The organism is Pseudomonas anuradhapurensis (genome assembly GCF_014269225.2).
GTDB lineage: Bacteria > Pseudomonadota > Gammaproteobacteria > Pseudomonadales > Pseudomonadaceae > Aquipseudomonas > Aquipseudomonas anuradhapurensis.
In genome coordinates this window covers 1,534,446-1,552,569 of record NZ_CP077097.1, presented here as the reverse complement: position 1 = coordinate 1,552,569, position 18,124 = coordinate 1,534,446, and the positions used below count along the sequence as shown (strand labels likewise).

Annotated in this window: 15 protein-coding genes; all 15 read right to left on the bottom strand. The window is 52.8% G+C overall.

What is annotated here, in order from left to right; all coding sequences use genetic code 11:
- Positions 1 to 24 precede the first annotated feature (24 nt).
- A complete protein-coding gene (locus HU763_RS07185) occupies positions 25 to 654 on the bottom strand; it encodes an acetyltransferase (protein ID WP_186688921.1) in 630 nt (209 codons plus the stop codon).
- Complete coding sequence (locus HU763_RS07180; protein WP_186688918.1) at positions 654 to 1,244, bottom strand: sugar transferase; 591 nt, start codon at positions 1,242 to 1,244, stop codon at positions 654 to 656. The genes HU763_RS07185 and HU763_RS07180 overlap by 1 nt, the downstream gene beginning before the upstream one ends.
- Entirely contained in the window at positions 1,241 to 2,467 is a 1,227-nt protein-coding gene (locus HU763_RS07175; protein ID WP_186688915.1) for a glycosyltransferase family 4 protein, read from the bottom strand. The genes HU763_RS07180 and HU763_RS07175 overlap by 4 nt, the downstream gene beginning before the upstream one ends.
- A complete protein-coding gene (gene wecB / locus HU763_RS07170) occupies positions 2,464 to 3,555 on the bottom strand; it encodes a non-hydrolyzing UDP-N-acetylglucosamine 2-epimerase (RefSeq protein ID WP_186688912.1) in 1,092 nt (363 codons plus the stop codon). Before wecB ends, HU763_RS07175 begins: the two co-directional genes overlap by 4 nt.
- A complete protein-coding gene (locus HU763_RS07165; protein WP_186688910.1) occupies positions 3,552 to 4,670 on the bottom strand; it encodes a glycosyltransferase family 4 protein in 1,119 nt (372 codons plus the stop codon). Before HU763_RS07165 ends, wecB begins: the two co-directional genes overlap by 4 nt.
- A gap of 30 nt (positions 4,671 to 4,700) precedes the next feature.
- Entirely contained in the window at positions 4,701 to 5,987 is a 1,287-nt protein-coding gene (locus HU763_RS07160) for a hypothetical protein (RefSeq protein WP_186688908.1), read from the bottom strand.
- A 59-nt stretch (positions 5,988 to 6,046) separates the two neighbouring features.
- Positions 6,047 to 7,933, bottom strand: a complete 1,887-nt coding sequence (gene asnB, locus HU763_RS07155; RefSeq protein ID WP_186688906.1) for an asparagine synthase (glutamine-hydrolyzing) — start codon at positions 7,931 to 7,933, stop codon at positions 6,047 to 6,049.
- A gap of 5 nt (positions 7,934 to 7,938) precedes the next feature.
- Positions 7,939 to 9,195, bottom strand: coding sequence for an oligosaccharide flippase family protein (locus tag HU763_RS07150; RefSeq protein ID WP_186688904.1), 1,257 nt, complete (start codon positions 9,193 to 9,195; stop codon positions 7,939 to 7,941).
- Positions 9,196 to 9,209: 14 nt separating this feature from the next.
- Entirely contained in the window at positions 9,210 to 10,295 is a 1,086-nt protein-coding gene (locus HU763_RS07145) for a DegT/DnrJ/EryC1/StrS family aminotransferase (RefSeq protein ID WP_186688902.1), read from the bottom strand.
- Between the two features lie 2 nt (positions 10,296 to 10,297).
- Positions 10,298 to 10,873 carry a UDP-2-acetamido-3-amino-2,3-dideoxy-D-glucuronate N-acetyltransferase gene (gene wbpD, locus HU763_RS07140; protein ID WP_186688900.1) on the bottom strand — a complete coding sequence of 192 codons (576 nt, stop codon included), beginning with the start codon at positions 10,871 to 10,873 and terminating at the stop codon, positions 10,298 to 10,300.
- Positions 10,870 to 12,759 carry an acyltransferase family protein gene (locus tag HU763_RS07135; protein WP_420831032.1) on the bottom strand — a complete coding sequence of 630 codons (1,890 nt, stop codon included), beginning with the start codon at positions 12,757 to 12,759 and terminating at the stop codon, positions 10,870 to 10,872. The genes wbpD and HU763_RS07135 overlap by 4 nt, the downstream gene beginning before the upstream one ends.
- Positions 12,760 to 12,830: 71 nt before the next feature.
- The gene (wbpB, locus tag HU763_RS07130) at positions 12,831 to 13,781 is read right to left on the bottom strand and encodes a UDP-N-acetyl-2-amino-2-deoxy-D-glucuronate oxidase (protein ID WP_186688896.1); all 951 of its coding nucleotides are present in this window, start codon (positions 13,779 to 13,781) and stop codon (positions 12,831 to 12,833) included.
- Positions 13,782 to 13,853: 72 nt separating this feature from the next.
- Complete coding sequence (gene wbpA, locus HU763_RS07125; RefSeq protein ID WP_186688893.1) at positions 13,854 to 15,164, bottom strand: UDP-N-acetyl-D-glucosamine 6-dehydrogenase; 1,311 nt, start codon at positions 15,162 to 15,164, stop codon at positions 13,854 to 13,856.
- A 289-nt stretch (positions 15,165 to 15,453) separates the two neighbouring features.
- Positions 15,454 to 16,818, bottom strand: a complete 1,365-nt coding sequence (locus tag HU763_RS07120) for a Wzz/FepE/Etk N-terminal domain-containing protein (protein WP_225931933.1) — start codon at positions 16,816 to 16,818, stop codon at positions 15,454 to 15,456.
- Between the two features lie 151 nt (positions 16,819 to 16,969).
- On the bottom strand, positions 16,970 to 18,034 hold the full coding sequence (locus HU763_RS07115; protein ID WP_186688890.1) for an LPS O-antigen chain length determinant protein WzzB: 1,065 nt from the start codon (positions 18,032 to 18,034) through the stop codon (positions 16,970 to 16,972).
- Positions 18,035 to 18,124: the final 90 nt, after the last annotated feature.

The window sequence follows — 18,124 nt, the reverse complement described above, 5'->3', positions numbered from 1 at the left end:
CACAGTCTACAGCCGCATTATTGATTACGTGGAATTATTCTGCGGCCGGGCAGGTACACCGACCACCGTCATCCCCTCCCCAACATCGGATACGACTGCAGCACCAGCGCCTACAACCACATTTGCACCGATGCTGATCAGTTGCTTAACGCAGGCGCCGATGCCCACCCATGAGCACTGACCTATCGTCACGCCACCTGCAAGCCGGGCGCCCGGGCTGATATGGACAGCATCAGCAAGGAAGCAGTCGTGATCAACGCTGCAACCCGTATTCAAAATACCCCCTACCCCCACGGACGCGCCAGCATTCAGGACCGCTCCGGCGAACACTACGCTTCCAGCCCCAACATTGGCATGGAGGCTGACGTAAGCCTGCGGATGGATAAGGGTAGCCAGTGTAGCCCCGTGTTGGACCAAAGCTGTGAGCTTCGCCTGGCGAATAGCGTTATTGCCGATGGCAACCACGACTCCGTCAAACTCGTGAGCGTTCTCAAAAAGATCTTGCCCTGTGCCGACTACATCCCATACGCCATTGGAGGTGAGAGAAGGCCATACGTCGTCGAAGAACAAGACCTCTGTCCAGCCGCATACCTCCGCCGTATCCGCAACTACCTTTCCGTGCCCACTGGCACCCAGGATGGCAAGTCTTTTCATCACTCGTTGCCCGTGAATTTCGACATGGTAGCCTCGCCGCTGGCGCTAATACCGTCTTTTTTTATAACTTTCTTGATGGTCAAAGCGATAATCTTGATGTCCAGCCAAATCGAACGATTCTCGACATACCAAACGTCCAGCTCAAACTTTTCTGGCCAGCCCAACGTATTTCGCCCATTGATTTGAGCCCAGCCAGTTACCCCCGGTCGAACTTTATGACGCAGGTATTGCCTCTCGTTATAGAGTGGCAGATATTCCATCAACAATGGTCTGGGCCCAACAAGACTCATCTCACCTTTGAGCACGTTCCACAGCTCGGGCAGTTCATCCAGACTGCTGGAGCGCAGAAAGCTGCCGAATGGCGTCATGCGCTGAGAATCCGGCAATGGAACGCCATTGCTGTCGCAGGCATCGCGCATGGTGCGGAATTTGATCATCTCGAATGGTTTGCCATCTAGCCCCGGGCGGACCTGGCGGAACAATACCGGCCCCCCGAGCCTGCGCTTGATCAGTAATGCTACAACCAGGATGACCGGAGACAACACGACCAAGCCGATCAATGCCCCGGCGAAATCAATGACTCTTTTCATCTGCTGGACTCACAAGCCTCGTTGAGGCAACCCGCCAAGCTACCTGCAAGCTTGTCGAACCCGTGCTCGACTTCAACATAGCGCCGGCCGGCACGCCCCATTGCAGCCCTATCTTCACTTGGCAACCGGGTCAACCTAGCTACCGCATCGGCCAAAGCCTCCGGGTTACCTGGTTGAACGGTGTATCCTGCCCCAGAATCTTCAATCGGGTTGTTACCCGCATCACAACAAAAGAGGACCGGACGCTGCCCAGCCATGAAATCGAACAGCTTGTTCGAACTGATACCGTATTTGAAGACCGGGGCGTTGATCAGATTGAACACAAATGCATCCGCTTGCGCTGCAAGTGCCGGGATCTCCCTTTTAGGAACGGGATCTTCGAAGCTGACACGCTTGAGACCAAACTGCTCAGCCATGGTGATCAACTCGGCTTTGCATGGGCCGTTGCCAATAATCCGAAGGCGAACGTTGGACAATTCCGGTCTTTGCTCGATGATCTGCTGTGCACGTAGCACATTATCCAACCCATTGGCTGGACCATGCGCACCAAAGTACATCAGCGTAAATTCATCCTCCGACACTTTATCCGCTGGACACGGAAAGTCCTGAAGATCAACACCGTTCGGGATCCAGGCAATTTTTTTTGGATCGATGCCCATGGGTACTATGTACTCGTGCGCTTTGGGAAGCAGTACTACAATACGTTTAGCGCGCTTGTATAGCCACTTCTCCAATACACGAAGCGAGCGGGCAATGAAGCTGTTACGCTCCAACCGCCCCATGTCGATCAGCGTTTCCGGCCAAAGATCCCGCACCTCGAAAACGAAGGGGACCTTATAGCGCCAGGCGAGCACTGCCCCGGCAGCCGCTGCAAACGGGTGGACGCTCGAACCGATAATGACATCGGGCTTCTTTAAAGGAGCAAGCTTGCCGGGTTTGATCACCTGCCAAGTGTATTCCAGCATGTTACGCATACGCGCGGTGCCGTTGCCTTTGTATTCCGACGTTTTAAGCCAGAGGAATGGAACACCGCTGTATTGATCGAGCCTGGTAGTTTCGGAGACAGCTAGACGTTGTCTACCAGATTGGTGCTCTACGCTGGCAGCAACAATTGACGCCTCCCAACCATATGCTGGCAGGTTTTTCGCGAGCTGGTAATGCCGGGTACCACCGGCCCCACCAGGCTCCTGGGCGTAATGGTTGAGAATCCAGACGTTCTTCATTCAGCAAGGTCCTCGACAAGGCGTCGGATGATAAGCTCTGCTGCATTACCCTGACCGTAAGGCTGTACTGCCTCGCCTTTACTACCCAGCGCCTGACGAACAGCTAATGCCACTTCCTGTGCTGACTTCGGCGATACCAGTCGATTCCAGCCAGACTCGACCAACTCGACCCATTCAGTCTCATCGCGCAAGGTGACACATGGAACTCCATAGAAGAATGCCTCTTTCTGGACACCGCCCGAATCTGTGGCAATGAGAGCGGCATGCTTTTCAAGCTGAACCATGTCCAGATAACCGACTGGATCAATCAGATGTAAGTTCGCGGGCATATCATTCAGTTGTCCGCGCTTGTGCAGAACTGCTTTGGTCCGCGGATGCACAGGCCAAACGATTGGCAAGTCAGTAGACAGATCGCGGAAGGCTTCAACGATCGCGGCAAGACGTGCAGGATCATCAGTGTTCTCGGCTCGGTGGACGGTTGCCAACACAAAGCCGGCTTCCTTCAGATCAAGCTTGGCCATGATCCGCCCGCTGGCATCGACACGATCACCGTGGAACTTGGCCACATCGTACATCACATCACCCACCGGAATAATACTGGCTGAATTGACACCCTCGGATTTCAAGTGATCTGCAGCAGTAGTGGTTGGAGTGAACATCCAGCGGGATACGCGATCAGTGAGGATCCGATTCACTTCTTCAGGCATGGCCATGTTGAATGAACGCAGGCCAGCCTCGACATGAGCGACTGGAATGTGCAGCTTGACGGCGGCCAATGCACCAGCAAGGGTAGAGTTGGTATCGCCGTAGACAAGCACGACATCAGGCCGTTCTTGAAGTAATACCTTTTCGATCTCGATGAGCATTCTGCCAGTCATGTCACCATGGCTCCCGCCATGGATATCAAGCTGATAAGCTGGCGCGCTCATCCCGAGTTCCTCGAAGAACACATCGGACATATTTGAATCGAAGTGCTGACCGGTGTGAACAACGACCTCGTCGACACCCGGCAACATGGACACAAAATTCGAAACCACGCTAGCTTTGATAAACTGCGGGCGCGCGCCCAATACGGTAAGAATTTTCACTTAACTTCACCTGCAAGCAGTCGAGAGTAAAGCCCAACGAGAACCTTCTCCTCGATAGACCAATTATACTTTTCAAGCACAGCATCTTGACCACGACGCCCCATTGCCTCCGCTTGCCCGGGGTTATTTATCATGAAATCAATAGCATCTGCTATGCTTTTGCTGTCTAGTGGATCCACACATAGACCACATTGATTCCCCTCAACTATCTCACGCCAGAGGGGGAAGTTTGAGGCAATAATGGGAACCCCAGCACTCATATACTCAAACATTTTGTTTGGCTGGGCATCAATATGATTAGGCGCAGGCAGAAACGTAACCAGCCCTGCAACCGAACGAGCGAGCGCATAGCCAACTTCATCACGCCCAATGAAACCCAACTCGTCAACCTTACTCCACCCAGCGGAAGCCTTGGCAGTTGCCTCTACATCTCGCTCAGAAAACCTCCCTCCTAACTGCAAGCGCACATCACTCGCCACCAACCGCATTGCTTCTACGACCTGTAATATACCACGTATCGAAGCGATGCCACCAATATAACTAACTTCATTCTTTTTAAGTGCCCAGTTGATCTCGCCGCGCGCAAGCTCCCCTATCAAGGGGTAATTATTTACCGTAACAGTAACTGGGTTAATCCTAGAAAATTTATGTGCAATCCAAGGCGTAGCAGTTACTATACCATCAAAACGGCGGCATGCCAGATTCTCAAAAACACCAAGCGCTTTAGACAAAACGACTTTCGAGAATTTATTCAAGTACGGCTTACCTAGGATTTGCTTAGGCAAGTCTTCATGTGCATCAAAAATTACCTTCTTGCCTCTCCCCTTCAACTGCAACCCTACCGGGATCAATTCAGGGTCATGCAAATGATAAATTTCCGCATCGATTTTCAACGCACGCTCATATACTCTTCGAGTCGTCCAGAGCATACGTCCCAAGCGCCCTCGGGAGCTCCCTACATCATGAATGGCAACCCCCTCTTTTACCTCATCACCTTTCCCATCTGCCACAACAAGACCAACTTGATAGCCAGCGCGAGCAAGACTACGGCATTCTTTTAGATAAATTCTCGTATCATACCGAGAGTGAACTGAAGTAAGATGTGCAATTTTCATTAATTACAACCTAAAATTAAGGATTACCTTTCATGGCACTACAAGAGCGCGCTTGCGAGAGAGAAACACCAAGCACACTGCCACCGCAAATCCATGGGTAAGCATCACAGTAAATAGATCAGATGAGATCAACAAACTTCTAAGCGGAACTATCGAAATAGCAACCGCCAACCATACCGGCATAAAACCTGAAGAGATATCATTGACCAACCGCAACAACACTCCAAGAATGGTGGCGTAAAATATGACCCCCCAAACACCGGCATGAGCGTAGCCGCTTGAAATAAACCCATTATTGGCACCCATTTCAGGCTTACCTAGATAATCACCGATCACATAGGGAATACCAACATCTCCATAGGGATATGCAAGGAATGCGGATAGAATAGAATTCGCCCAGTACGCATGTGCATGATCAGCAAAGAATTCAAAATAGGTAAAACAGAGGTTGGCTGGCACGAAGAATACTCGACGCGCCACCATTGATATCATCCAAAGGTCATCAAAGAAGAAATTTGCAGCTATCGCAATGAGCAAGAGAGCAATAAATGCCAACGGCAACATCAACAGTGAGTTAGAGTGCCGAAAATAAAACCAAACACTGAAGACCAGAACTGGCAAAAATAAAATCGACTTATGGGATGCGAACGCGAAGAAATACACTTGCACACCGCACAACACAAGAAAAAGCAGGTACCGCCTTGCATACAAGGCCATGCACATCAAATACACAGAGAATATCTGAAAGGTCCAATTATTGGTGTATGCGAATATACCTTGTGCAGCCACATCCGCATTGACCTGCCTGAACTCATAGACTTCCGATATATTTAAGTTTGCTTTAGCCCCGGAAACAAAAAACCAGACTACTAAAAATAAAACAAATGCAATAGAAATAGATACAGCTATCGACCGACCAAACCTAACCGGAGGCAACCCCTTAAAACTGATAATGGACAATCGAGACAAAAGATAAACCCAAAACAAAGCCGAAATAGATACAATAACCGGCAGCATTGGGCGCCCTGAGTCCAAGCCGTACATAGAAGTCAACGGGGCTACAATCGACAGTACTGCAGTAGCAAAAAAATAATGGCTAACCTTTAGAATCCGGTCAGATGCCATTACCAGCGAAAGTAGATACAAAACCCAAGAGACAATATAATTTACAATCTGAAAATCATAATTAAAGCCATCGTAAGAAAACAACTCGGCAACATAGTGCACGTACGAGAAATCGAGTACAACCCTAAAAAGCAATACAGACAGAAAAAAACTGGCCCTATTAACATCCAACTTAAAATAACCAGTTTGCATTTTGACCCCTGCCATTACCAACAAACACTCAACCGAATTACGCGTTACACTTCCGCACTTCAAGCAAACGCAAATCGATACCACCTATAAAAGTTAACCCAACGCCAAACCTGCGAAGTAAACCTAGCTCGGCCGGCTACAACATCATCAAATTCCTTGATAAGCTTTTCACCATTCAGGAAGGGTAAATCCAAGCTTTCAGACAGCCAGGCTCGGAGCACATCCGAATTAGCCACAATAAAATCCTTCTCCGGGGTTTCAAAGCCAACTTTATCACGACGATTTAATATCTGCTCGGGCACGATCCCTCGCATAGCAGCTCGGAATATATGCTTCGTTTCACCGTGATCAGATATCAGGAAATTCTCCGGAAGCGACAAAAGAAACTCGCTCAATCCAGTGGTAAGGAAGGGGACTCTGCTTTCAATAGAGAAGCGCATGGAGTTCCGGTCACCGTGCCTTAGAAGATGCTGCAAACCACGAGTATGCAGAGAGGCTGCCAACTCAGCAGTAACACGTCGCCCCTTGATATTAATGCCACATACACGACGGGAGTTCTCGCGCACTACTTGCGCATCAGCTAGAGCTGATGCATTTAACCACAACGGGGTATTACTTTTTCCATCAATGCGATGAAGTAGATCATTCAATTTACCAGATGTAAATTGACCTAAGGCAGTCCCTATACCGAGCTTCAAACTACGCCCTGGCCATTTAGACCACTCGCCCAAGAATTTCGCAGCTCGAATGAACTCCCCTCGTTCAATCATGCTACGAATACGTTGACCGGGATAGCCACTATAGCCAGCGAGCATTTCATCCGCGCCTTGGCCATCCAAAGTTACGGTAATCCCCTTTTCTTTTGCTAGCTGATAGACTCGATATTGAGCATAAATACTTGTAGTTCCAAACGGTTCGCCTTGAACCCGAATCATATCATCCAAATCGCGAATTAGTTCCGCAGGCGATACCACAACTTTGTGGGCTGTAGCACCAACATGGCTGCTTACCTGGTCGACCCAGTGCTCTTCGGAAAGAGAACTACCTTTTGCCACATAGCTAAAAGTATGAATGGGCATATGAGGCTCAACATGACGCATCGCACATACTACAGCAGATGAATCCACCCCCCCCGACAGCGCCGCACCCAGCGGCACGTCGCTGCGTAAATGCAGCCGAATATTATTGAGAAAAAGCTCCCGCAACTCATCTGCTGCATCGGCAAAGCTCAAATCAGTACGCTGCTCCAGGCTAGGCGTGAACCATTGACGCGGCGCGGAAATCTCGCCAGAGGCGATATGAAAGCTAAGTATGTGACCGGGCGGCAGGTGAAATACACCTTCAAAAAACGTCTGATCATTACTATCGTAATCCCCATGAACCAAATAATCATAGGAGCGCTGCCAGTTCAATTCTACAGATTTACACTTTAAAGCCTTCAGCGCCGACACTTCCGAAGCAAAGATAAGATCGCTCCCCTCGCGGCAGTAGAAAAAAGGCTTTATACCATAGGCGTCACGCACACAGTGAATAATACCTGACTCATGCTCAAAGAGCACAAACGCAAACATACCCACGAATCGCGATATGCTTGCTTCTTTCCAGTACTGCCAAGCGGCCAGCAACACCTCAGTATCTGAATCAGACCTGAACGCGTAACCCAACGCAATAAGTTCTCCGCGCAGTTCTCTATAATTATAAATCTCGCCATTAAAAATTACAGAGTATTTGCGATCATTCGAATACATTGGCTGATGCCCTGCACTCGAAAGGTCAATAATCGAAAGCCTAGTATGGCCTAGCACCAGGCAACTGCCATGGACTGGAGTAATATCATATCCAGAATCGTTCGGCCCCCTATGCTTAATGGTAAGCAGTGCGGATTTAACCCGTTCCTCGAGCGAATGATCTGCCTGTTTCCATACACCGCCTAATATTCCGCACATAACGCTTATCCGAACCTATGTCTTTTTGCGCCAAAAATAATAAAGCCTAGATACAGGCTATACAGGGCCACTTCATGCAAGGTGAACGCCAGTAAAAACGTTTCTATCCCAGCATTTCTAAATATAAATAGCGTCAAGCTGATCGTCACAAAGTAGATCATCTGCCACAGCGTGCCGATCTTGATGTTGTGATCCATAGCCAAAACGGTACTCAACGGACTAACCGCAAACCGTATGGCAACAGCAAAGATCAGTATGGTTGCGTAGTCTCCCGCCTGTCGCCAGCTCTCGCCAAAGACGAGGGCGAAAAGATCCGGCCCCAATATCCACACAAACGCCACCAAAGGCACCATCAAGCCTAACAAGCCGACAAAGAGCTTTAGGACGAAGGGAGCCAGCCTTTCGGGGTTATCTCGCTGCAGCACCACGAAGCGCTGAAATAATACTTGTGAGAAAGAGGTGGCGATCAAGCTCATCGGCAAATTCAGCGCTCTGAATGTGAGACTGAAAATACCGACGACATGTGTGTCGTAAAACTTGCTCAGCATCAGCACTGGCATTTGCACGGCCGCGTTGTCCAGTAAAGCTCCCAGCATCGAATACTTGGGGAATTTACTGTAACGCCGAGCATTCTCAAGCATGCTCAGGAGGCTGACCTTCGAGAGCACTGTGCGATCCTCTCGCCAGGTGCGAGTTATAAACACCAGCAGGCCACTGATTTGCCCGACGAGGTAGCCGACAACCAATCCACCCGCCGAAAGCCCGGTGAGAACGAACTGGGCAAGGGTCATACCTCCGCCCTGCGCAACTCGGCTGACAGCCAGGCGTTTGAACTTCTTGGCCCGGTTGTTCCAATAGTTAAATGCTTGCCACATGCCGGTCACGAAAACAGTGATCGGTAATAGGTAAAGCCAGGGCCCGATTGCCCTGTTGTTGAGCAGCCCCTGAATGTCTTCGTTGAAGACAAGGATGACCGCAAGCAGCACGAGACTGATGACACCCGCTATGCAGACCGACAGCGCGACAAGGCTGGCAGCGTCTTCTTCACGCTCGGGCAACATCACTGCTATTTCATACCTCGCCGTGATGACGACGGAGATCATCCCGGCGATAGACATGTAAAGCGCCAGCACACCGAAATCTTCTGGCGTGTATAAACGCGTCAGCAAAGGCATGGCCGCGATCGGGATCGCCTGCGCAAGCGTGGTGCCGGTCATCAGCGTCAACACGTTACGCAGGAAATCACTCTTTCCGTTCTTCACGGCTCGCAATGCTCTCAGCACGCTTTCAGCGCCGCAACAATGGCTTCTTGGTCGGCCACAGTCAGGTATGGATGCATCGGCAGGCTCATCACCTGGCCAGCAATCTCGTCACCGACGGGCAGTCGAGCAGCCGCATCAGCCACAGCGGGCTGCTTGTTCAGAGGGATTGGGTAGTGCACGGCTGTGGGCACGCCGGCTTCCTTCAATCTGGCCTGCACAGCATCCCTGTTCTGCACACGAACGGTGTATTGTGCATATGCACAGACATTGTGCGGTTCGATATACGGTGTCGTTTCAATGCCAGCCTCGGCAAGGAGGCGATCATAGTTGTCGGCGACCTGTTGGCGCAGGGCAATCTCTTCCTCGAAAATCTCAAGCTTCGGCAGCAGGATAGCTGCTTGCAAGGTATCCAGCCTGCTGTTCACACCCACGCGAATATGGTGATAGCGACGATCCTGACCATGACGCGCGATCTGGCGAATCACGACCGCGAGCTGATCATCATTGGTAAAAATGGCACCGCCATCCCCGTAGCAGCCAAGCGGCTTGCTCGGGAAAAAACTGGTGCAGGAAATGGTCGACAGGTTGCAGGACCGTGTACCTTTATAAGAAGCCCCGAAGCTCTGCGCAGCATCCTCAATGACAGGTATGCCATGTTTGGCAGCGATTGCATTGATCACATCGAAGTCAGCACACTGGCCATACAGGGACACCGGAATGATCGCCTTGGTACGGGGAGTGATTGCTGCCTCGAGCAATGCCGGATCGAGGTTATAGGTACGCGGGTCGACATCCACATACACTGGCTTCGCCCCCAGCAATGCGACTGTCTCTGCAGTTGCGATGTAGGTGAAGCCGGGAGTGATGACTTCATCACCCGGACCGATATCCAGCGCCATCTGAGCTATTTGCAGAGCATCAGTACCATTTGCGCAAGTGATGCAGTATTTCGCACCGACGAACTCAGCCAAGCGCGCTTCCAGCTCCGCCACCTCCGGGCCGAGGATGTATTGCCCATGGTCCAGTACGCGCTGGATGCCCGCGTCGATCTTGTCTTTGATGCGCGCTTGCTGGGTTTTCAGGTCAATGAATTCAATCATGTTCAAACACCCACCTTATTCAGTGTCCCTTCGCTCAAAACGTAACGTGCGCCAGTATGCGAGCACACGGCCTCGCCCTTCTCATCCAACTCAAGCTGCTCACCAAACTCGCTCATCCAGCCGATTTGCCGAGCCGGGACGCCAACCATAAGGGCGTACGCTGGCACATCCTTGTTAATCACTGCGCCAGCACCGACGAAGGCGTACTCGCCAATGGTAACCCCGCAGACGATGGTGCAGTTGGCCCCCAGTGTCGCGCCTTTCTTGACCAGAGTGTCGCGGTACTGGTCCTTTCGCTCGATCAACGAACGGGGATTGTAGACGTTGGTGAATACCATGCTCGGGCCACAGAACACGCCCTCCTCCAAGGTCACGTTGTCATACACCGACACGTTGTTCTGGACCTTGCAACGGTCGCCGATCACGACCTTGTTGCCAACGAAGACGTTCTGCCCCAGGGAAACGCCCTCGCCAATACGAGCGCCGGCACAGACGTGAACAAAATGCCAGATTCGAGAGCCGTTACCGATCTGCGCGCCCTCATCGACGATAGCGCTCGGGTGCTGAGAATAATTCATGGTCTGAGACTCACACTTGATTGAGGTTGATCGAACGCGTGCCGCATTGCTGCTGACGCGTACTTCCAATATTGACGTGCACCGATCTCGTTGAGGTGATGCCTATCCTGATAGATGAGCTGGCCTTCGAAATAGGGCGCAGTGGCGAAGATACCGGTGCCGGAAAAGTCCATGAATCGCGCGCCAGGCATGGCGGCGACCATATCCTCAACCATCTTGTTTGCCGGCTTCCACTCACCATTCGACTTCAAGGGTGCCGGCAGCCCAAGTTCGGTAAAGCGTCGAACCCGCAGCACGTTGGAATCAAACATTGGAATTTGCGCGAGAACTACCACTTGCTTCCCGGCGGCCGTGGCCCCCTGCAAAAACTCCCGGAACGCTTTAATGAACGCGGGACTTTGCATCTGGTACTGCCACATACCCGCGACGACTATCTTGTCCATGCCAGGCAAGGCTTGAGCGACTGCATCAATCTGCGCACGGCATGGTTTTTGAGCCCAGCCAGGTAAACGTTCTACATCAAAACCGGGGATTGGCACGCAACTGCTGCCAGTGATGACACGATAAGCAAGGCCCAATTCCGCTCCGGCTTCATCAAAGAAGTAATTGAGCTGCGCTGCGTGGCTATCGCCAATGACCAACACAGACGCGGGCACTGCCGGGTTGCCACGTTTACATTCAGCCACTTGAATGCCGTGGCAGATCAGCTCCGGCGCAGCATAGCGGGTCAGTTCCAACGCCGGCGGGGAAACCAGGGAGAGATTGAGCTGTTTTCCTGCGATGGCTATCGCTGCAACTACACAACCGGCCAATGCGCACTTGGGTGCCTGACGCAAAGTCAGCTTGCTGCTGCGCACCGGCCCTTCCACGTAACGATAGGAAAGCCAGGCGGCCAGGAAAGAAACGATAACAAACAGCGCCAGGCTCACTGCAGACAATTGGTATTGCCCAGTGTAATAACGGACCAGCGCCAACACCGGCCAGTGCCAGAGATAGAGCGAATAGGAAATTCCGCCTATCCAGACCATTGGTCGAGTCGATAGCAACTGGCTTACCGGCCCCCGACGCGCGGCAATGAGCAAGCCTGTTGCCACGCACGGTAAAAACGACCACAAGCCTGGAAATGCCTGGCGATCAATGAGGATGAACGAAACCGCAAGTCCTATCGCCCCGATGGCACCGAAGGCCCCGGAAAGCAGCACTGGCAATTGACGCTGAGCCATCAGAAGCGCGGTTACCGCTCCTACCATGAACTCGGGAACGCGTGCGAGCAAAGCAAAATAAGCCAACGCGTTCTTACCAGCGAATGATCGATACCCGCTCCAGGCGAACAATGCTGCTGCAATGAGCACGAAAGCGGGCAACCGCCATTTCTTGGGCAGAGACACCACCAGCAACGGGAAAAACAGGTAGAACTGCATTTCGATGGCCAGCGACCAGGTGTGCAGCAGCGGCAACTCGTCAGCCTGCGGCGCGAAATAGCTACCAAAGTTTGCAAAATACGTGTTGCTGTAAAACAAGCTAGCTGACTTCAAACTACTTTGAAAAAAGGCGAAGTCCGTAGGTAGCAACAAGACTGCAGACGCCATGCAAACAATTGCCAGCATGACAAAATAAGCGGGTACGATACGCTTGATACGGCTGGAATAGAATGCCACCAAGTCAACCTTGGCACCGCGTTCCGTCAACAAAGCCGTAATGATGAACCCGGAGATAACGAAAAACACATCCACGCCGACAAAGCCAGCATTCAGCCAGCCACTGTTGGCATGGTAAGCCAGCACCGCAAGTACTGCGATTGCACGCAACCCTTGAACGTCGAGTCTCATGTCTTGCTTTGCTGTGATGGCGCAACCACTCAGCATTTTAGAATTATCGTTCGACACGCGAATTGCGATCCTGCTTCAGAAAAGATAACGGGCAACGCTATGCATTACCCGTATTCATTAACTGCTCGTCAGCGCGACAGCGCCAGCACGAACGGGTGCCCTTCATTGTCTGCCGCAGCAACCACTGGAGCGCTACGGATGGTGTTCACTGTCTCGACACAGTGGCGCGCGTCCTCGATACCGTAACCACGGCCGGCCAGAATTTCTTCATAGCTGGTGGTGTGCAGGTCAGTGAAGCCCTCGGAGAACTCCATTTCCTCACCATTGACGGTAATCGAACGGTAGGTCGGCTTCTTGCCCTTCACCGACTCTGGCAGATCGTTGGCGTCAACCGACAGGAACCAGCGTACGCGTGCTTTCTCGTACTCCAAGTAGCCAGCGGCCTTATGCTCGGAGGTGAAGTGCACGACGTTGCGCTGCAGTTTGCCGAAGATGAAGTGCAGCATGTCGTAGAAGTGCACGCCGATGTTGGTGGCCACACCGAACGATTTGCGAGGGTCCCCTTTCCAGCTTTGCAGGTACCACTTGCCACGCGAAGTGATGTAGGTCAGGTCGACTTCATACTTGTGCGGGTTGTTCTCCCGGGCGACCTTGTCTTTCAAGGCAAGGATTGCCTGGTGGTGGCGCAGTTGCAGAATGTTGAAAAGCCGCTTGCCGGTTTCCCGCTCGACCAGAGCCAATTCATCCAATTGCTGCGGAGTAGGCACCAGCGGCTTTTCGCAGATCACGTCACAGCCCAGACGCAGACCAGCTGCGATGTGCGGGTGATGCAGATAGTTGGGTGAACAGATCGAAACGTAATCCAGAGCGTTGGACGGGTCGCGCTTGAGCCCATGGGCGTGATCGAGGAAGAACTCGAACTCGGTGAAGAACTCGCTCTGTGGCGAGATGCTATCGATGATACCTACCGAGTCATTGATGTCGTAAGCAGACACCAGCCGGTTGCCGGTGTCCTTGATGGCGCGCATGTGGCGTGGGGCGATGTAGCCGGCAGCACCGATGAGAGCAAAGTTTTTCATGAGGCTTCCTTTGAAGACGAATGAATCCGCCTGCCCGGTTGGGGAGGCGGATCAATTTGCTGGCAACGTCGATCAGGCCTTGATGATGTGTGCAGTCGGTGTGCGGTACTTACCGCGACTGTCTACGATCAGCTTGGCTTTGGCTTCGATCAGGGCGTAGTCGAATTTATCGTGGTCGGTAGCCAGTACCACGGCGTCGAAACTTGCCAGGTTCTCGGCGGTGAGCGGCTCGCTGCTCAGTTCGAAGTGGTGCTCGCGCATCTTTGGGAACACCGGTACGTGCGGGTCGCTGTAGGCAACCACACCGCCCTTGGCTTCGATCAGCTCCATGATTTCCACGGACGGCGACTCGCGCATGTCGTCGACGTTTTTCTTGTAGGCGATACCCAGCACCAGCACGCGGCTACCTTTAAGTGCCTTGCCGGCATCGTTCAGGCCATCCATGAGCTTGCCCAGCACATATTCAGGCATGGCCTGGTTCACTTCCCCGGAAAGTTCGATGAAGCGGGTGTGCAGGCCATATTCACGAGCTTTCCAGGTCAGGTAGAACGGGTCGATCGGGATGCAGTGGCCGCCCAGGCCAGGGCCAGGGTAGTACGGGGTGAAGCCGAAAGGCTTGGTCGCTGCGGCATCGACCACTTCGAAGATGTCGATGCCCATACGGTCGGCGACAATCTTCATTTCGTTGACAAGGCCGATGTTCACCGCACGGTGGATGTTCTCCAGCAGCTTGGTCATTTCAGCCGCCTTGGTGGAGCTGACCGGAACTACCTGGTCGATGGCTTGTTCATACAGGGCGATACCCACTTCCAGGCATTTCGGGGTGTGGCCGCCGATGACCTTGGGAATGGTGCGGGTTTCGAAATTCGGGTTGCCCGGGTCTTCACGTTCTGGGGAGTAGACCAGGTAAATGTTCTCACCAACTACCAGACCACCTTCCTGCACGCGGGGCAGTAGTTCTTCTTCGGTGGTGCCTGGATAGGTGGTGCTTTCCAGCGATACAACTTGGCCGGCACGCAGGTATGGTTTGAGTGCATCGGTAGTGTTGATCACGAAACTCATGTCTGGTTCGCGATACTTGTTCAGCGGAGTTGGCACACACAGAATCAGTGCATCGCACTCACTCGCACGTTCGAAGTCGACGGTAGCCTCAAAGCCGGTTTCGCGTGCCTTGCTGATACTGGCCGCCGGAATATGCTCGATGTAGCTCTGGCCTGCATTGAGCTTATCGACTTTGGATTGGTCGATATCGATACCCAGCACGTTGAAACCAATGGCGTTATAACGCAGCATCAGCGGTAACCCGACATAACCGAGGCCCACGATACCAATCAAGGCCTGTCGGCTTTTGAACTTTTCTACCACCGCATTCATATCTGTCATGCTTCCCAACTCACCTTGAAGTTACCTGCCCGTTTCAACGACTGCATAACGGGTTATTGAACCAGCGTCGATTCATTCGTCAGTCGAGTGAATCCATTCGGCGGCAGCGTGCATCGGGCACGCTGTCGAGCAAAAAAGCGCCCATTCATATTCGCCCGGTTAGCCACCTGGCGTGCCATAAATGAAAGGCGACACAATCATAGGCGGTTAAGCCCCGGCAATCCATCGGAGTTTTCCCGAGCCCTGTAAAAGCAAAAATGCCATTAAAATAACATCACCCAATCAAGGCTCAAGCATGAGTCTCACCGAGCCTCACAGGGCTCTGCCCCGCCAATTCTTCAGGCATGATCCGCTGCGCCGAGCCGTCGATTTCAAGCACACGCAGTTGCCTTGCGTAATCCTTGAATGCTCCACGCAAAAGGGCTAGAGCGGTGCCAAGCACCAGGCCACCGAGCAAGGCGACCAGCACGATCAGCGCTTTGCGCGGCCTCACAGGCTTGCTGGACGGTACTGCGCGTTGGTCGATATTCACCAACTGCAATCCCTGCAGCTGCGTATCAATGGCTTGCAAGCGGGCGCGCTCGACACGAAGCGCCTCAACCCCCTCAAGGAACGCCTCTTCACTAGCCCGAGCCTTGATTGCCTCGACTTTGCGGTTGGTCGAGAGCAGGATCAGTTCCTTGCGGATCTGGCCAATTCTCGGCTCGATGAAGTCGTCGGAAGTGCGCTTGCGAAGTGCAGCGCGCTCGGCCTCGAGCACCTCGGTCCCCATGAAGTAAAGCGGAACCGGCCTGCCATTTACTTCGGTACGGATGATATTGCCATTCACCGAACCCTCATCCGCCATCAAAGAAGGGGTAGATGGCTTATTCAGACCCAGGCTTCGCGCAACACTGATAGCTTCATCAAGCTCCGCCAAGCGCGCCTCGCGACGCAGCCTCAACTGCACACGCAAGGCCTTGAGCTCGTCATTCAGCTGAGCACGCCTGATCGCGTCAGCCTCTTCCAGGCGAGCGATACGGCTTTCGTTCCCGGCCTGGTATTCCGACACTGCGGAGCCAAGTTGCTTGTCTACTTCCGCGAGCCGGTTCGCCAAAATTACCTGCATATCACTGGATAACTGGCTACGCTCGCGTTCGATGGCGTAATCAACGAAATCGTTAAGAATGGCCGCACCATTCATGCCCTTTTCATAGCGCATCTTGAGCCCGACAAAATCGCTCAGCAGATCGCCTTTTTTTGGATCAGCCAGAACTACACTAAGCGCATCGCGATTGAAATCTTCAAACGACTGCTCGACAGTTTGGCCCTCATTCTGAAACGCATCGATGAGATCAGGCCGGGAACGGAAGAAATCGAGCCGTGCGTTGTAAGAGTCCAGCGTGGCGCCAACTCGCTTGAGCGCCTCCCCAGGCGGTAGAGAGTAGATTTTTGTTCGATTCAAAGCGTCCAGTTGGTTGAGGGCGACTGGCGTCAATCGGGTCGACGCTTCATATACAGGGGTAATGTTGTAAGCGATCGCAGCGCCAGCAACCGCACAAACTGCTCCCATCGCAAGAATTATCCAGCGCCTGCGCCAAATAGTGCGAAAAACTTTGAAAAGATCGATCTCACCTGAAGCGGCGATAGGGGAAACGCGGGTAACACTGTTCACGATATTGCCTGTCCGTAGCGGTGTGTTGACCATGACAGGCAAGGAGGATCAGCACGTCGTGCCCGCTCTTCCAGCATTCCATGTCATCGGCGACGAGAGGCTATTGTTACACCTTACGTAACCGACAACAACGCTTTAAGATCCATTCCAGTTAACGAAGTTCCCTACCGTTCGTCCCCTTTCTTCTGCACCACACGTCACGACCTATCGCGACAAGGACTCCCAAGCCTATCCCCGCTAACGCCGATAGCAGCATGATGACAGCTTTTCGTGGCTTGATTGGTTTATCTGGCTGCGACACTGCACCATCCTGCTGGTACATCGCAACCAAGGAAGGGTCGACCTTCAAGCTCCGCAGAAAATTGAGCTTTTCCTCTTTTTCGCGCAAATGACGGATGAACGGGTCATCTGATGCACGCGATTCCAGGTTGGCGATTTCAGCTTCCAACGCTTTGGTGCCGCGCATGTAGGTGAGCGCACCAGTCATGCCCGCAGACACTTCATTGGACAACGTATCCGCAATGATTGGCGGCTTTTCCAGGCCAATCGACCGCGCAACACGCAGTGCCTCCTTCAACTGAGCGATCTGATCCGCACGCTGGTTACCAGCGGTGGCGCGAGCAGCTTTGATTTGCTGATCGAGGTTATCGGCCATGATCGAGATGTCACTACGGGTACCACTCAACAGCTCGTTCTTCGCACGCTCGGCTGCCAATTCGGCGTAGTTCGACACCCAGGTCGCTGCAAGGCGAGGGTCTTCAAGGTTGGCCGTAAGCACATAACGATCAGGCATGTCCTTGCCGGCAACGGCCACTTTCAGCATGCCGTTGAACTGCGCATAAAGGGCATCGCGAGAACCGCTACGCTCTTCCTCAGACAGCATGGGAAGGAAGGCACTACGGAAAAACTTGTCACGTACCGCCTCAGACTGAAGCGCTTTGAGGTAGATGCTGTACACATCCCTGGCACTGAGTGGCGCGAGGCCTGTTCCCTCACCGCGACCATAGTTCAGTTGGGCAATCTCGCTCTGGGAAGGCGGCTGAATATACAGCTTCGCCTCATACACAGGCGGAACCAGCATCACGTAAGCCAACCCCAAAGCAATAACGGGTACCGCAACCAGCCCCACCCAGACCTTCTGCCGCCACACACCCTGCACAAGCTCAATCAGGTCAATCTCGTCGCTACCACTCAGGCGCTCGCGTTCATTGCGCATTTAGTCTTCTTTTCCTTGGGTCTGTCTGATTGCGTCATCTCAGGATTTGCGTCTGGCCAGCCCGGCACGGCATCCCTCGAATCAAGCGTA

Coding starts and splice junctions, on each gene's coding strand:
- wbpB (WP_186688896.1), bottom strand. CDS start 13,781: ATGAAAAACTTTGCTCTCATCGGTGCTGCCGGCTACATCGCCCCACGC.
- HU763_RS07145 (WP_186688902.1), bottom strand. CDS start 10,295: ATGATTGAATTCATTGACCTGAAAACCCAGCAAGCGCGCATCAAAGAC.
- wbpA (WP_186688893.1), bottom strand. CDS start 15,164: ATGACAGATATGAATGCGGTGGTAGAAAAGTTCAAAAGCCGACAGGCC.
- wbpD (WP_186688900.1), bottom strand. CDS start 10,873: ATGAATTATTCTCAGCACCCGAGCGCTATCGTCGATGAGGGCGCGCAG.
- HU763_RS07185 (WP_186688921.1), bottom strand. CDS start 654: ATGAAAAGACTTGCCATCCTGGGTGCCAGTGGGCACGGAAAGGTAGTT.
- HU763_RS07165 (WP_186688910.1), bottom strand. CDS start 4,670: ATGAAAATTGCACATCTTACTTCAGTTCACTCTCGGTATGATACGAGA.
- HU763_RS07160 (WP_186688908.1), bottom strand. CDS start 5,987: ATGCAAACTGGTTATTTTAAGTTGGATGTTAATAGGGCCAGTTTTTTT.
- asnB (WP_186688906.1), bottom strand. CDS start 7,933: ATGTGCGGAATATTAGGCGGTGTATGGAAACAGGCAGATCATTCGCTC.
- HU763_RS07180 (WP_186688918.1), bottom strand. CDS start 1,244: ATGAAAAGAGTCATTGATTTCGCCGGGGCATTGATCGGCTTGGTCGTG.
- HU763_RS07115 (WP_186688890.1), bottom strand. CDS start 18,034: ATGCGCAATGAACGCGAGCGCCTGAGTGGTAGCGACGAGATTGACCTG.
- HU763_RS07175 (WP_186688915.1), bottom strand. CDS start 2,467: ATGAAGAACGTCTGGATTCTCAACCATTACGCCCAGGAGCCTGGTGGG.